The 14,382-nt window shown below is 73.4% G+C and carries 15 protein-coding genes; 7 read left to right on the top strand and 8 right to left on the bottom strand.

Translation table 11 applies throughout. The features are described from left to right. Positions 1–45: 45 nt before the first annotated feature. The 4 genes from ACSU6Z_RS25655 (at position 46) to ACSU6Z_RS25640 (ending at position 3,686) form a co-directional block, all read left to right on the top strand. Complete coding sequence (locus ACSU6Z_RS25655; protein WP_437049116.1) at positions 46–1,350, top strand: MFS transporter; 1,305 nt, start codon at positions 46–48, stop codon at positions 1,348–1,350. Positions 1,351–1,477: 127 nt separating this feature from the next. Continuing rightward, positions 1,478–2,554: a Rieske 2Fe-2S domain-containing protein gene (locus tag ACSU6Z_RS25650; protein ID WP_437049114.1), complete on the top strand. Its 1,077-nt coding sequence runs from the start codon at positions 1,478–1,480 to the stop codon at positions 2,552–2,554. Next, positions 2,551–2,754, top strand: a complete 204-nt coding sequence (locus ACSU6Z_RS25645) for a hypothetical protein (protein WP_437049112.1) — start codon at positions 2,551–2,553, stop codon at positions 2,752–2,754. Before ACSU6Z_RS25650 ends, ACSU6Z_RS25645 begins: the two co-directional genes overlap by 4 nt. After that, positions 2,751–3,686, top strand: coding sequence for a PDR/VanB family oxidoreductase (locus ACSU6Z_RS25640; RefSeq protein WP_437049110.1), 936 nt, complete (start codon positions 2,751–2,753; stop codon positions 3,684–3,686). Before ACSU6Z_RS25645 ends, ACSU6Z_RS25640 begins: the two co-directional genes overlap by 4 nt. Positions 3,687–3,761: 75 nt before the next feature. Here ACSU6Z_RS25640 and ACSU6Z_RS25635 read toward each other — a convergent pair whose 3' ends face one another. Then, positions 3,762–4,421 (bottom strand): MmyB family transcriptional regulator, encoded by a 660-nt coding sequence (locus tag ACSU6Z_RS25635; RefSeq protein ID WP_437049108.1) that lies wholly within the window; start codon positions 4,419–4,421, stop codon positions 3,762–3,764. Between the two features lie 237 nt (positions 4,422–4,658). Between ACSU6Z_RS25635 and ACSU6Z_RS25630 the strand changes: the two genes are divergently transcribed. Beyond that, the gene (locus ACSU6Z_RS25630; protein ID WP_437049106.1) at positions 4,659–5,315 is read left to right on the top strand and encodes a helix-turn-helix domain-containing protein; all 657 of its coding nucleotides are present in this window, start codon (positions 4,659–4,661) and stop codon (positions 5,313–5,315) included. A 32-nt stretch (positions 5,316–5,347) separates the two neighbouring features. Next, positions 5,348–5,872 carry a toxin-antitoxin system, toxin component gene (locus ACSU6Z_RS25625; RefSeq protein WP_437050483.1) on the top strand — a complete coding sequence of 175 codons (525 nt, stop codon included), beginning with the start codon at positions 5,348–5,350 and terminating at the stop codon, positions 5,870–5,872. Positions 5,873–6,053: 181 nt separating this feature from the next. Here ACSU6Z_RS25625 and ACSU6Z_RS25620 read toward each other — a convergent pair whose 3' ends face one another. Next, positions 6,054–6,734 (bottom strand): 4'-phosphopantetheinyl transferase family protein, encoded by a 681-nt coding sequence (locus ACSU6Z_RS25620; protein ID WP_437049104.1) that lies wholly within the window; start codon positions 6,732–6,734, stop codon positions 6,054–6,056. After that, positions 6,731–7,591: a metallophosphoesterase family protein gene (locus tag ACSU6Z_RS25615; RefSeq protein ID WP_437049102.1), complete on the bottom strand. Its 861-nt coding sequence runs from the start codon at positions 7,589–7,591 to the stop codon at positions 6,731–6,733. The genes ACSU6Z_RS25620 and ACSU6Z_RS25615 overlap by 4 nt, the downstream gene beginning before the upstream one ends. Positions 7,592–7,866: 275 nt before the next feature. On the opposite strand from ACSU6Z_RS25615, the gene ACSU6Z_RS25610 reads away from it, so the two are divergent. Then, positions 7,867–9,003, top strand: a complete 1,137-nt coding sequence (locus ACSU6Z_RS25610) for an ATP-grasp domain-containing protein (protein WP_437049100.1) — start codon at positions 7,867–7,869, stop codon at positions 9,001–9,003. 47 nt (positions 9,004–9,050) lie between these two features. Here ACSU6Z_RS25610 and ACSU6Z_RS25605 read toward each other — a convergent pair whose 3' ends face one another. The 5 genes from ACSU6Z_RS25605 to ACSU6Z_RS25585 all read right to left on the bottom strand — a co-directional run bounded on the left by ACSU6Z_RS25605 (position 9,051) and on the right by ACSU6Z_RS25585 (position 14,286). Beyond that, positions 9,051–10,388, bottom strand: coding sequence for a 6-phospho-beta-glucosidase (locus tag ACSU6Z_RS25605; RefSeq protein ID WP_437049098.1), 1,338 nt, complete (start codon positions 10,386–10,388; stop codon positions 9,051–9,053). A gap of 112 nt (positions 10,389–10,500) precedes the next feature. Then, on the bottom strand, positions 10,501–10,956 hold the full coding sequence (locus ACSU6Z_RS25600) for a MaoC family dehydratase (RefSeq protein WP_437049096.1): 456 nt from the start codon (positions 10,954–10,956) through the stop codon (positions 10,501–10,503). Between the two features lie 15 nt (positions 10,957–10,971). Next, positions 10,972–12,483, bottom strand: a complete 1,512-nt coding sequence (locus ACSU6Z_RS25595; protein ID WP_437049094.1) for an acyl-CoA synthetase — start codon at positions 12,481–12,483, stop codon at positions 10,972–10,974. 10 nt (positions 12,484–12,493) lie between these two features. Continuing rightward, positions 12,494–13,369, bottom strand: a complete 876-nt coding sequence (locus ACSU6Z_RS25590) for an amidohydrolase family protein (protein ID WP_437049092.1) — start codon at positions 13,367–13,369, stop codon at positions 12,494–12,496. Next, positions 13,369–14,286, bottom strand: coding sequence for an SDR family NAD(P)-dependent oxidoreductase (locus ACSU6Z_RS25585; RefSeq protein ID WP_437049090.1), 918 nt, complete (start codon positions 14,284–14,286; stop codon positions 13,369–13,371). The genes ACSU6Z_RS25590 and ACSU6Z_RS25585 overlap by 1 nt, the downstream gene beginning before the upstream one ends. Between the last annotated feature and the right edge of the window lie 96 nt (positions 14,287–14,382).

The following is a 14,382-nucleotide window of genomic DNA, read 5'->3' as shown; positions in this document are numbered from 1 at the left end:
TGAAAGTCGTCGGTACGCGAGGTGTTCGGGGGCCGCCCGGCGGGGATGGTCGCGATCATGACACGCATGTACACCACGCCCGGTCATCCCGCTCCGACCCGACGGCCCGTGCGCCAGCTCCTCGCCGCCTCCGTCGGCAACGCCGTGGAGTGGTACGACTGGTACGCCTACACCTTCCTCGCCACCTACATCGCCGCCCAGGTCTTCCCCAAGGGCGCGGACAACTCGCTCGTACCGCTGCTGTCGACGTTCGCGGTGTTCGCGGTGGGCTTCTTCATGCGGCCGGTGGGCGGGCTGCTGATGGGCGCGATCGCCGACCGGCACGGGCGGCGGGCCGCGCTGACGGTGACCATCCTGCTGATGGGCGGCAGCAGCCTGCTGGTGGGCCTGACCCCGACCTACGCGGCGGCCGGAATCCTGGCCCCCGTGGTCCTGGTCCTCGCCCGGCTCCTCCAAGGGCTCTCCGTGGGCGGTGAGTTCGCCGCCTCGACGACCTTCCTGGTGGAGTCGGCGGGACCGGGTCGCCGCGGGCTGTTCTCCAGCTTCCAGTACGTGTCGACGACCGCCGGGCAGCTGGCCGCCTCCGGGATCGCCGCGCTGCTGGTGGGCACGGTCTCCGAGCGGTCGATGAACGGCTGGGGGTGGCGGGTCCCGTTCGTCCTCGGCGCGGTGCTCAGCCTGGTCGGCTTCTGGATCCGGCGGGGCGCGCAGGAGACCCGCAGCGCCGAGCAGCGGCAGGGGCCGCGCCCGGGCCTGTTCGAGGCGCTGCGCCGTCATCCGCGCGAGTCGCTGCTGATCGCCGGGATCACGGCCGGCGGTACCCTCGCCTACTACACCTGGACGTCGTACCTGCCGACGTACGCCGAACTCAACGCGGGCGTCGAGAAGTCGGACGCGCTGCTGGCCGGCACCCTCTCGCTCGCCTTCTTCGCCCTGCTCCAGCCGCTGGGCGGCCTGCTCTCCGACCGCTTCGGCCGCCGCCCGCTGCTGCTCTTCTTCGGCGTGGGCTTCGCCCTGCTGTGCGTGCCGCTGCTGCACCTCCTGCGCGACTCCTTCGCGGTGCTGCTGCTGGTGAGTTGCGCGGGCATGGTGCTGCTGACCGGCTTCACCTCCATCAGCGCCGCCGTCAACGCCGAGGTGTTCCCGCCCCGGGTGCGCGCGGCCGGCATCGGCTTCCCCTACTCCCTGACGGTGGCCCTCTTCGGCGGCACGGCCCCGTACGTGGGAACGCTGTTCAAGGACCTGGGCCACTCCGGGCTGTTCCCCTGGTACGTGGCGGTGCTGTGCCTGCTGTCGTCGGTGGTGTACCTGAGGCTGCCGGAGACGGCGCACCGGGAACTCGCCCGCTGAGGACCGGTCACCGGCGGCCTTCCGCCTGACGGAAGCGGCCTTGCCGGGGTGTGGCGGGCGTCACGAATCTATGGGCAACCACGGCACGCGGGGCGACGGAGCCCCGCTTCTCAGGGACGGGAACGCCATGCCGCACACGACCGCTTTCGCCAGGAACCAGTGGTACGTCGCCGCCTACACCCACGAGGTGGGCCGCGAGCTGCTCGGCCGGACGATCCTCGGGGAGCCGCTCGTCCTCTACCGCACCGGGGAGGGCGCACCGGTCGTCCTGCACGACCGGTGCGTGCACCGCCGGTACCCGCTGTCCGAGGCGCCGACCCGGCTCGACGGGGACCGCGTCGTCTGCGGTTACCACGGGTTCACCTACGACACGACCGGCACCTGCGTGTACGTGCCGGGACAGAAGCGCGTCCCGCGCACCGCGCGCGTCGCCTCCTACCCGGTCGTCGAGCAGGACTCCCTGGTGTGGGTGTGGATCGGCGACCCCTCGCTCGCCGACCCGCGGTCCGTCCCGCGCGCCCGGCACCTGGACGCGCCCGGCTGGGTCACCGTGCGCGGCATGGAACCCATCGACTGCGACTACGGCCTCCTCGTCGACAACCTCCTGGACCTGTCCCACGAGACGTACCTGCACGGCGGGTACATCGGCACGCCCGAGGTCGCCGAGACGCCGATCAGCACGGAGGTCGACGAGGGCGCCGGGATCGTACGGGTGAGCCGGCACATGGACGACGCCGAGTGCCCGCCGTTCTACGCGAGGTCGACCGGCATCGAGGGCCGGATCTCACGCCGGCAGGACATCGAGTACCACGCCCCCTGCCTGTACCTGCTGCACAGCAGGGTCGCCCCGGTCGGGGTGCTGCCCGGGGCGGACGGCAGCGATCCGGACGGCTTCCACACCGAGATCACGTACGCGATCACCCCGTCCTGCGACGGCAAGGTGTACGACTTCTGGGCGGTCTCCCGGGACTGGGCGATCGACGACGCCGAGGTCACCGAGTTCCTGCGGAGGAACAACCACACCGTCGTCATGCAGGACGTCGACGCGCTCAACCTGCTGCAGCGCACGCTCGGCACCGAGCGCACCGGCTACCAGGAGCTGAGCATCAACATCGACACCGGCGGCCTGGCGGCCCGCCGCATCCTCGCCCGGCTGGTCGAGGAGGGCGCCGGGACCGGGAAGGGCGCGGAGGACGCGCGGTGACCTCCCCCGCCACCGGAGAGGTCTACCGCATCGACTGGGTCCCCGGCACCGACGTCCTGCACGGCACGTGCCACTGCGGCGCCGGGCACACCGCCGAGGACCCGGTCGCGATGTGGGAGTGGATGCTCGCGCATCCACGGGGACACCGGCCCGAAGGACAGCAGCCCGAAGCAGATCGGCCCCGAGGAAGCGGTTCATGACCCCGTACGACTCCGAACTCGTCGTCGAGCGGAGCGAGCCGGCCGCCGACGGCGTGCTCGCGCTCACCCTGCGCCGTCCACGGGGCGGGGAACTGCCCGCCTGGGAACCGGGCGCCCACATCGACGTGGTCCTCGGTCCCGGCCTGGAGCGGCAGTACTCGCTGTGCGGCGACCCCGCCGACCGGCACGCCTGGCGGATCGCCGTGCTGCGCGAGCCGGAGGGGCGGGGCGGTTCGGCGTACGTGCACGACCGGCTGGGGCCGGGCGCCGCGGTGCGGGTGCGCGGCCCGCGCAACCACTTCCCCCTGGAGCCCGCCCCGCACTACCGCTTCGTCGCGGGCGGCATCGGCATCACCCCGATCCTGCCGATGCTGGCCGCGGCCGAGGCGGCGGGCGCCGAGTGGACGCTGCTGTACGGGGGCCGGACCCGCGCCTCCATGGCGTTCACGCGGGAACTGGCCCGGTACGGGGACCGGGTGGTCCTCGCGCCGCAGGACGAGACGGGGCTGCTGGACCTGGCCCCCGTGCTGGACGGTCTCCCGGACGGCGCGCTCGTCTACTGCTGCGGGCCCGGTCCGCTGCTGGACGCGGTCGAGGAGCGGTGCCCGCCGGGCGTGCTGCGCCTGGAGCGCTTCCGGCCGAAGGCGCGGGAGGCGGCAGGGGACACGGAGTTCGAGGTCGAACTGGCGCGAAGCGGCGGGACCGTCACCGTCCCGCCGGGCGTGTCCGTCCTCGACGCGGTCCGCGCCGCCGGGGTGGAGGTGCTGTACTCCTGCGCCGAGGGCACCTGCGGCACCTGTGAGACCGACGTCCTGGAGGGCACTCCGGACCACCGGGACTCGGTCCTCACGGAGGCCGAGCGGGCGTCCGGGGAGACCATGCTCATCTGCGTCTCCCGGTGCCGGGGGAAGCGGCTCGTGCTGGACCTGTGATCCGCGGGCCGGCGCTCGGGCACGTCGGCGGCGCCGGTGCGGCGCGGGCGGAGCGCGGTCCGCGCCCGGCCGCTCTCACCCGGTCGTGGGGACCACCCTCAGATGGGGGGCGCCACGCCGCGTCCGGCGCTCGCGGGCGGGTGCGCGGCGCGCCTCGCGCAGGACGAACGTGATGCGCGTGTACCCGAGTTCCGCCAGGGACCGCGGCGTTTCGACGACGACCCGGCAGTCGGTCGCGCCCCAGCGCGGATCGGGGTGCAGCACCGGCCGTACGGCGCCGTCGTGCTCGACGGCGGCCTCCCCGACCGCGCGGATCCAGTGGGGCAGGCCCTGCCGGTAGGCGGCCTCCATGATCGGGTCCTGGGCGATGTCGCGGCGGACGGCCTGGAGCGCGGGGTCGTGGCCGTGCCGTTCGAGGGCGGACGCGAAGTGCGCCATCATCGGCAGGCACCAGCGCGGCTCGTGCTCGCCGAGGACCGCGGGGGCCTCCGGGTGGAACAGGACGAATCTGAGGAAGTTGTCGCCCGGCATGGCCGTGGGGTGGGGGGCGACGGCGCCGAAGAGCGCCCGGAAGGCGTCGTTGGCCAGGGCCACGTCCCAGCGGTGGTCGACGACGAAGGAGGGAAAGGGGACGGCCTCCAGGAGCGCGGCGTAGTCCCGCAGATACGCCCGGGTTCCGGAGGTGTCGGTAACGGGCCGCGGTGCCGGCCGCCGCCCTCCTGCCTGAAATGCCATCGGGAGGTCACCCCTCTTGCCTGCGCGGCCCTTCTCACGGCGCCCCGATCCTGCTGTCCTGGCACAAGGCGTGTCAACTATCGTGGCATTGCACGCCGGTCGACGGCTGGAATTGGCCACAGTTGTGGCGAGACCTGGATGCGGGTTCGGCCCACGGGCTACTCTCCGGGAAGTTCACGGCATCCGCTTATGAGAAGCGCTTGTGGGAATCCTGTGAGAGACGTGGGAGATGCTTCGGTGACCGGTGGCTTCGGGGGTCCGGGCGGTACGCCGACGGCCGCGCTGCCGGCCGTCGTCGCCCGCGTCGCCGCGCTCGCCGACCGGCTCGGCATCCCGCACGCCGAGGTCTTCGACGTCGGCCGCCTGTCCGTCGCCTCGGGGGTGCCCGAGCCGGTGGTGAAGGCCCTGCTGAGCGGCCGGCCGGCGGGGGAACCCGATGTGCAGGCCCGGTTCCTGCAACGCCTGGACCTGCTGCGCCGCACCCGGCTGAAGCCGAACGGGCGCAGGTACACGCAGCAGGAGATCGCCGACGGCGCCGGGATGTCGCGGCAGCAGGCGGGTGCCCTCATCAACGGCGACCGGCGGCCCACCATGGAGCACTGCGACGCCCTCCAGCGCTTCTTCCACGTGCACGCCGGCTTCCTCACGGCGGAGGACCCCGAAGCACTGGCGAGCGCTCTGCAGCACACCGAGCAGGACCTCCTGCAGAAGCTCGCCGACCGGGAGCGGGCGGCGGCCTCGGCGGCCGACGACCCGCTGCAGCGGCTGCTGCAGGACCACGGCGTCCGCGGCATCGCGTGGCGGGCCGCGCAGCTGCCCACCGACCAGCACCGCGACAAGGTCGCCGAGTGGCTGGACATGCTCCTGGAGAACGTCAAGCGACCCGAGTCGTGACCCTGGGGAGGAACGTGGGCACCGGCAGGGAGATGCGCCGTCTGTGCGGCGAGCTGGTCGGGGAGCTGACGCTGCCCGCCCCCGCACGGCCCGACGAACTGTACGCCGCGCTCTGCGACGCGATGAGCAGGCGCCGCGGCCGTCCCGTCCACTTCCGTACGGCCGCCTTCCCGGTCGGGACCGCCAGCGGGCTGTGGCTCGACATGACCGACCAGGACCTCGTCGTGATCGAGGAACGCACCACCCCCGACCACCAGTTGGTGATCCTCGGCCACGAGCTGTGGCACATGAAGGCCGGGCACTGCGGTCACCACGTCGAGGGCAGCACCGTCGCCGCCCGGCTGCTGCGCGACGACGCCGATCTCCGGGCGACCGTGCGCGCGGTGGCCGCACGCTCCCGGTTCGAGCTCGCCGACGAGAAGGAGGCCGAGCGCTTCGGACTGCTGCTGGCCAGCAAGTGCCGTGCCTGGCTGGCGGGTTCGTCGCTGCGCGGGCCGGTGCAGCGGGACCGGCTGGCCGGGCGGATCGAGACGTCGCTGGGATACCTGGGGCAGTAGCGCCGCGCACGACGGGCCCGGGTGAGGCGCCCATGGCCGGCCTGCCGGACGCCGCGCGCGCCCGGGCCCGGCGGGGCGACGAGGAGGCGTTCGCCGGCTGGTGCGGGGTCGGCGCCCGCCACCGCCGTACCGGAGAGGGGGCGGGACGGGGGCGGGGCATCCGGCCCGCGCGCCCTCGTCCTCAGGCTTGCGGCACCGTCACCGCCGTGGCCACCAGCCCCTGCCGGGCGGCCCAGCGTCCCTCGAAGTGCGTCAGGTGCCGGCCGCCCACCCGCGGCCCGGGGACGAGGAGCGCGGCGCGGAAGGTCCCGCACCGCCCGTCGCGGGGATCGGCCTCGATCTCGATGTCGGCCTCCGAGAAGTCCAGCCACCGCCCGGTGAGCGGGAACCACGCCTTGTAGACGGACTCCTTCGCGCTGAACAGCAGCCGGTCCCAGTGGACACCGGGGCCGTCCGCGGCCAGGCGCCGCAGCCGCCGTGCCTCCGCGGGCAGCGACACGGCGTCCAGGACGCCCTCCGGCAGCGGTTCGTCGGGCTCGGCGTCGATGCCGAGGGAGGCCAGGTCCGCGGTGCGGACCAGGGCGGCGGCGCAGTAGCCCTCGCAGTGGGTCATGCTGCCGGTCAGGCCCGACGGCCAGCGCGGCGCCCCGCGTTCGCCGGGCAGGACGGGCTGCGGTGGCACGCCGAGCTTGTCCATGGCCCGGCGGGCGCAGACCCGTACGGCGGTGAACTCCCGGCGGCGTTTGTCCACGGCCCGGGCCACCACCTCCGCCTCCTGCGGGAACAGCGAGGCGGGGTCGGGGTCGTCGTGGCCGTGGATCTCCACGGCCACCACCGTGTCGGGCAGCAGTTCCTCGATCACCGGGTTTCGTCCTCCCTCGGCCGGATGCGGCGTAGCCGTCCCGGCGGCTGTCGCCGCGTGCGCCACTCGCGGGGGTAACCCACCGACACCTCCTCGAAGCGGACGCCCTCGTGCCAGGTGGTCCGCGGGATGTGGAGGTGGCCGTAGACCATGGTGTCGACGCGGAACCTGCGGTGCCAGTCCGCGGTCAGCCGGGTTCCGCACCACATCGCGAACTCGGGGTACCGCAGGACGTCGGTGGGGTGCCGGTCCAGCGGGTAGTGGTTGACGAGGATCGCCGGCAGGTCGCCGGGGAGCCCGGCGAGGCGGCGTTCGGTCACGGCGACCCGTTCCCGGCACCAGGCCTCGCGGCTCGGGTGGGGATCGGGGTGCAGCAGGTACTCGTCGGTGCACACGACCCCGGTGCCGTGCGCGTAGGCCAGGCCCTCTTCCTTGGTGGCGCAGCCGGCCGGCAGGAACGAGTAGTCGTACAGCAGGAACAGGGGGGCGACGACGGCGGGGCCGCCGGGGCCGTCCCACACCGGGTAGGGGTCCTCCGGTGTCGTCACGCCGAGTTCGCGGCACATGTCGACGAGGTGGCGGTAGCGGGCGGCGCCGCGCAGGGTGACGGGATCGCTCGGATGGGTCCACAGTTCGTGGTTGCCGGGGACCCACACGACCCGGTGGAAACGCCGCGCGAGGGTGTGCAGGGCCCAGCGGACGTCGGCGACGGTCTCCGCCACGTCTCCGGCCACCAGCAGCCAGTCCTCGTCCGAGACGGGACGCATCTCCTCGACCAGTGCCCGGTTCTCCGGGTAGCCGATGTGCAGGTCGCTGATGGCCCACAGGTGTCCGGCGCCATCGGCCGTCGACGTCACCGCCGTCCCCCTTTTTTCCGCTCGCGCGTTCAGGACCACGAGATCACATCCGGGGACCCGCGGACAAGGGTGTCCGCCCCGGCGGCGCCGGGGCGTCCGCCGGATGCCGCCCGTGCCCCGCGCGTTGCGCGTGGCGACTTCCGACACCGTATGATCGCCCCGACACCACCGCCTCGAACATCCCTCTCCGCAGGGCGGTTCGGTGTCCCCTTCCATTCACCCCGGCCGGGCACGGCCTGCTCCGCCCTGCCCGCATACCGTGAAAGGCGGCCTGCATGGTCTCTCGCGTACGCGTCTGGCTCAACCGCACGTACGCGGAGAACGTGTTCTTCATGGATCAGCTGCGGAGAAATCCCAGCGACCGGGCCGTCGAGATCCACGCCACGCACGGCGACCCCGACTCCCCCGTCCTGGCCGCCGCCGACACCGCCGAGCTGGAACCGGAGGGCCTGTCCCCGGCCGCGTACGTCGAGTACGCCCTGGCGCAGTGCGCGCGGCGCCGCATCGACGTGTTCGTGCCCCGGCTGCACCAGGCGGCGATCGTCGCCCACCGCGCCGAGTTCGAGGCGGCCGGCACCGCGCTGCTCGCGCCGCCGCCGGAGGCGGTGGCCGTGTTCCAGGACAAGGTGGTCGCGTACGAGGCGGCCCGGGCGATCGGCATCCCCGTGCCGCCGTGGTGGCGGGTGCGTGACGCCGAGGAACTCCTCGCCGCTGTCGAGGAGTTGGAGGCGGCCGGATACAAGGCGTGCTTCAAACCGGCGTCCGGCGCGGGCGGTGTGGGGTTCCGCGTGATCACCCGCTCCCCCTTCTCGATGACGCACCTCACCGGGTTCCCCGGCCCGTACGTGCCGCTGGACCTGGCCGTCGAGGCGGTGCGGGCGGCCCGGGAACCGGTCGACTGGCTGGTGATGCCCCGGCTGGAGCAGCCGGAGGTGTCGGTGGACTGCCTCACCGGCCGTGACAACCGGGTCCGCCTGGCGGTGGGCCGCACCAAGAACGGGCGGCGCCGGGGCTTCACGCTGCACGAGCGGTGGCTGGAGCCGGCGCGGCGGCTCGCGGAGGGCTTCGGCCTGCACCACCTGTCCAACATCCAGTTCCGGATGTTCGGCGACCGGCCCGTCCTGATGGACGTCAACACGCGCCCGGCCGGCGGGCTGCACCAGCTGTCGCTGTGCGGCGTCAACGCGCCGTGGGCCGCGGTGCAGCTGGCGCTGGGCGAGGACCCGGGTGAGATCGTGCCGCCGTTCCTGGGCCAGGACTACACGGTGGTGTCCGGGCCGCGTCCGCTGCTGCCGGTGTCGCTGCCGCGGCAGCGGACGGACTCCGCCCCGGCCACGCCCGCGGTGCCGGCGACACCGGTGGCCGGGCCGGCCGCCGCGCCCGCCGCGGATGCCGCGGGCGCTCCCGCCTGAGCCCGCGGCGGGCCTGCCCGGCGTGTCCGGCGGCCCGTCCGCGGCCGTCACGTCAGGTACGCCAGGCCGGGGTGCACGGCGGTGTAGCCGTCGACGAGGCGCCGGGCGACCGCCACGGAGTCGACGAGCGGGTGCAGCGCGAAGGCCTTGACGGCCGTCGCCCGGGAGCCGGTCTCGGCGGCGGCCAGCACCTCGCGCTCGACCGCCTTGACCGCGCAGACCAGCCCGGTGGCGTGGTCCGGCAGCGGGCCGGCGGCCACCGGGTGCGCGCCGTCCGCGCCGACCAGGCACGGGACCTCGACGACCGCATCCGCGTCGAGGACGGGCAGGGTGCCGCGGTTGCGGACGTTGAGGATGAGGGTGGCGCGTTCGTTGCGGGCGATGGCCCGCATCAGTGCCAGCGCCACGTTCTCGTAGCCGCCGGAGAGGTCCTCGGCCTCGCGCTCGCCCGCGCCCGCCGTCTCGCGGTTCTCGGACATGTAGGTGGCCTCGCGTTCGGCGCGGACGCGCTGCCACAGCTCCAGGGCGGAGACGGCCGGGTCGCGCACCCTCTCGTAGAAGTCGGCCTGCTGGTCGCGCAGGAAGGCGCCGCGGGTCCGCCCGGCCCGCCGGCAGGCGTCCACGGCCTCCCGGTTGAAGTAGTAGTAGTGCAGGTATTCGTTGGGGATCGCGCCCAGTTCCCGGAGCCACTCGGCGCCGAACAGCCGGCCCTCCTCGAAGGAGCCGAGCAGGGCGGGGTCGGCGAGCAGGCGCGGCAGTTCGTCGCGGCCGGCGACGCGCAGGCCGCGCACCCAGCCGAGGTGGTTGAGTCCCACGTAGTCGATCCACGCCTCGTCCGGGTCCACCCCGAGCACGCGGGCGATGCGGCGGCCGAGACCGACCGGCGAATCGCAGATGCCGATGACGCGGTCGCCGAGGTGGCGGGACATGGCCTCGGTGACCAGTCCGGCCGGGTTGGTGAAGTTGATGACCCAGGCGTCGGGTGCGAGGCGGGCCACCCGCCGGGCGATGTCCACCGCCACCGGTACGGTCCGCAGGCCGTAGGCGATGCCGCCCGCGCCCACCGTCTCCTGGCCCAGCACGCCCTCGGCGAGGGCCACCCGCTCGTCGTGCGCACGGCCCCGGAGGCCGCCGACGCGGATCGCGGAGAAGACGAAGTCGGCGCCGCGCAGCGCCTCGTCGAGGTCGGTGGTGGCGGTCACCGCCGGCGCGTCCGGCACCCCGGCGGCCTGTTCGGCCAGCACCCGGGTCACCGCCGCCAGCCGGGCCGCGTCCAGGTCGTGCAGCACGACGTGCGTCACCCGGCCCTCGCCGCGGTCCGCCAGGAGCGCCCCGTACACGAGCGGCACCCGGAATCCGCCGCCGCCCAGAATCGTCAGCCTCACGCCTGCACCTTTCCCGCCGCGGCCGGGCTTCGCCGCCCGGACCGCCGGCGCGCTGGTCACCACCGGATCGTCCCGCCCGCGGAAACGGCGGGCAGGACGATCCTGTCAGGGTTCAGGCGTAGAACCGTGACAGGCTCCGCAGCACGGCCGCCGGTTTGGCGCCGCCCTCGATCTCGATGGTGCCGTCGACGGTGATCTGCACCCCGCCGGGCACGTCCTCGGCCCGCGTGAGCCGTCCGGCCAGCCGGATCCGGGAGCCCGCCTTCACGGGTGCGGGGAAACGCACCTTGTCCAGGCCGTAGTTGACCTTGGTGGTGACGCCCTGGACGTCCAGCAGCTCGGTGAACAGGGGGATGAAGAGGGAGAGGGTGAGGTAGCCGTGGGCGATGGGGGCGCCGAAGGGACCGGCGGCGGCCCGTTCGGGGTCGACGTGGATCCACTGGTGGTCGCCCGTGGCGTCGGCGAAGGTGTCGATGCGTTCCTGGGTGACCTCGATCCATTCGCTGGTGCCCAGGTCGCCGCCGGCCAGCTTCTTCAGTGCGTCGAGGCCGTGGACGGTGATGCTCATGTTTAAACCTCTTCTTTAGGGTGAGAGTTGGCCGCCGTAGCGTCGGCGCACCTGCGCCTTGAGGAGCTTTCCGGAGGCGGTGCGCGGCAGTTCGTCCGCGATCACCACCGATTTGGGGATCTTGTACTTGGCGAGGCGCCCGGCGAGCGAGGCGAGGATCCGGCCGGGGTCCGGCCGGGCTCCCCGGCGCGGGACGACGACCGCGCGCGGCACCTCGCCCCACGTGGTGTCGGGCACGCCGATGACCGCGCACTCGGCGATGTCGGGGTGGGCGAGGAGGAGGTCCTCGATCTCGGCGGGGTAGACGTTCTCCCCGCCCGAGATGATCATGTCCTTGATGCGGTCGACGATGTGGACGTACCCGTCCTCGTCGACCCGGGCGGCGTCCCCGCTGCGGAACCAGCCGTCCGTGAAGGAGGCCGCGGTCTCCTCGGGCAGTCCCCAGTAACCGGGCATGACGTGCGGGCCGCGCACCACGACCTCGCCCGTCTCGCCGACGCCGACCGGTGTCAGGTCCGGCCGCACCACCCGTACGTCGCTGAAGAAGTGCGGCACACCCGCCGACCCGGCCTTGGCGAGGGCGTGTTCGGCGTCGAGGAAGAGGGTGCCGGGCGCGGCCTCGGTCATGCCGTACCCCTGGAGGAAGGTCAGGCCGCGTTCCTGGTAGGCGGCGATCAGCGGGGTCGGTACCGGTGAGCCGCCGCAGGTGAGGATGCGCAGGGAGGACAGGTCCGCGTCCGGGAAGCGGGGCTGGCGGGCCACCTGATCGAACATGGTCGGCACCCCGAACATGAAGGTGATCCGGTGCCGTTCGATCAGGTCGAGGGTGCCGGCCGGGTCGAACGCCTCCACCAGCACGCAGGCACCGCCCTTCAGCAGCACCGGCAGGGTGAGCATGTTCAGTCCGGCCGTGTGGAACAGCGGGGCGGACACCAGGGCGCGTTCGTCGGCGATCAGGTCGGTGTCGACGAGGACGTTGACGGCGTTCCAGGTCAGGTTGGCGTGGGTGAGCATCGCGCCCTTGGGGCGGCCGGTCGTCCCGGAGGTGTACATGATGACGCAGACGTCGTCGGCGGCGACCGGTTCGTCGACGGGGTCGGCGGCGGCCCCGGCGATCGCCTCCTCGTACTCGGCGCCGACTTCGACGCGTGTGCGCACGTCCGTGCCGCCCGGCAGCCCGGCGACGAGTCCGGCGTGCGCGGGGCCGTACACCAGCGCCTTGGCGCCGGAGTCGGCGAGCTGGTAGGCGATCTCGGGGCCGGCGAGGCGGGTGTTGAGCGGGACGAAGACCGCGCCGAGCATGCCCGCAGCGAACAGGGTCTCCAGGTAGGAGGGGTGGTTGGGGCCTAGGTAGGCGACGCGGTCGCCGCGGCGGATGCCGCGGTCGCGCAGGGCGTGGGCGAGGCGGGTGGTGCGCGTGTGCAGTGCGGCGTAGGTGAGGGTGGTGTCGCCGTGGATCAGGGCGGTGCGGTGCGGGGTCTTGCGGGCCCGGCGTGCGGGCCACGACCCCAGTCCCTCGTTGCGCATGGGGCGCCCCTTACGGTTTCGTCAGCCCGAGCAGGCGGGCGGCGTTCTCCTTGAGGATCTTCGGCCGGACCTCGTCCTTGACCGGCAGCTTCGCGAAGTCGGCCAGCCAGCGGTCGGGGGTGAGGACGGGGAAGTCGGAGCCGAAGAGGACCTTGTCCTTCAGCAGCGTGTTGGCGTACTGCACCAGCTGCGGCGGGAAGTACTTGGGGGACCAGCCGGACAGGTCGATGTGCACGCCCGGCTTGTGCGTGGCCACGGCGAGGGCCTCGTCCTGCCAGGGGAAGGACGGGTGGGCGAGGATGATCTTCAGGTGGGGGAAGTCGGCGGCCACGTCGTCCACGTGCAGCGGGTTGGAGTACTTCAGGCGGATGCCGCCCCCGCCGGGCACCCCGGCGCCGATCCCGGTCTGCCCGGTGTGGAACAGGGCGATGGCGCCGGTCTCCTCGATGACCTCGTACAGGCCGTACGCCACGGAGCGGTCGTTGGGGAAGAAGCCCTGGATGCTGGGGTGGAACTTGAAGCCCTTCACCCCGTACTCCTCCACCAGGCGGCGGGCCCGCTTCACGCCCGCCCTGCCCCGGAAGGGGTCGACGGAGGCGAACGGGATGAGCACGTCGGCGTTGGCGGCGGCGGCCTCGGCGACCTCCTCGTTGGGGACGGGCGCGGTGCCGGTGGCGGACTCGGCGTCCACGGTGAAGATGACGGCGGCCATCCTCCGCTCGCGGTAGTACGCGGCGGTCTCCTCGATCGTCGGCTTCCGTTCGCCCTCGACCTTGAAGTAGGCGGAGGAGGCGGCGTGCAGGTCCTCGTCCAGGGAGGAGTGGCCCCGGGAGGAGACCTCCGCGTGGGTGTGCACGTCGATGGCGACGAGCCGTTCGGGGTCCATCACGCCTCCGGGAGCTTCGGCGCCGGGATGCCGACGGTCTGCGGTGCGGCGCCCAGCGTGGCGGGCCAGACGTCGGCGAGGGCCTCCGCGGTCCAGCCGCCGTCGGCGTAGGCGGCCTTGATCTCCTCCGGGTGGGACCACAGGGCCACCTTGTCGCCGCCGATGCCGATGCACTGGCCGGTGACGTCCCGGGCGGCGTCGGAGGCGAGGAAGGGGACGAGGGCCGCGCAGTCCTCGGGGGTGCCGAAGCCCTCGCCCTTGCGCAGGGCGTCCGGGAGCGGCTCGCCGTGCCGCAGCGCCTCGACGTACGGGGCGAAGGCGGGGACGCTCCCGGTCATCGCGGTCGCCGCGACGGGGACGACGGCGTTGACGGTGATGCCGGCGCGGGCCAGCTCCATGGACCAGGTGCGGGCCATGGCGGCGATGCCGGCCTTGGCGGCGGCGTAGTTGGTCTGCCCGAAGTTGCCGCGCTGCCCGGCCGGGGAGCCGACCAGGACCAGGGTGCCGCCCCCGCCCTGCTCGCGCATGCGGACGGCGGCGGCGCGGGCGCAGGTGAAGGTGCCCCTGAGGTGGGTGGTGACGACGGCGTCGAAGTCGTCGTCGGTCATCTTCCACAGGACCCTGTCGCGCAGGATGCCCGCGTTGGTGACCAGGACGTCCAGGCGGCCGAACTCGGCGACCGCGCGGCCGACCAGCCGGTCCGCCGCCTCGCTCGTACCGACCGCGACGACCTCGGCGACGGCGTTGCCACCCGCCTCGGTGATGGACTTCACGGCCGCCTCGGCCGCGGCCTCGTCGACGTCGTTGACGACGACGGACGCGCCGTGGGCGGCGAGCGCGCGGGCGTAGGCGAGGCCGAGGCCCCGGCCGCTGCCGGTGACGACGGCGCTCTTCCCGGTGAGATCGATGCTGGGCACGAAAGGTGTCCCTTCCCGTGAGGAGACGGAGGTGGCCACGGGAACGAAGCCGAGATCGAAGCTAAGAGCAATGATTGTTGTCGTCAATAGTTGTTG

The organism is Streptomyces sp. enrichment culture (assembly GCF_964273145.1).
In the GTDB taxonomy this organism is placed as follows: Bacteria; Actinomycetota; Actinomycetes; order Streptomycetales; family Streptomycetaceae; genus Streptomyces.
This window is presented reverse-complemented; position numbering and strand designations above follow the sequence as displayed.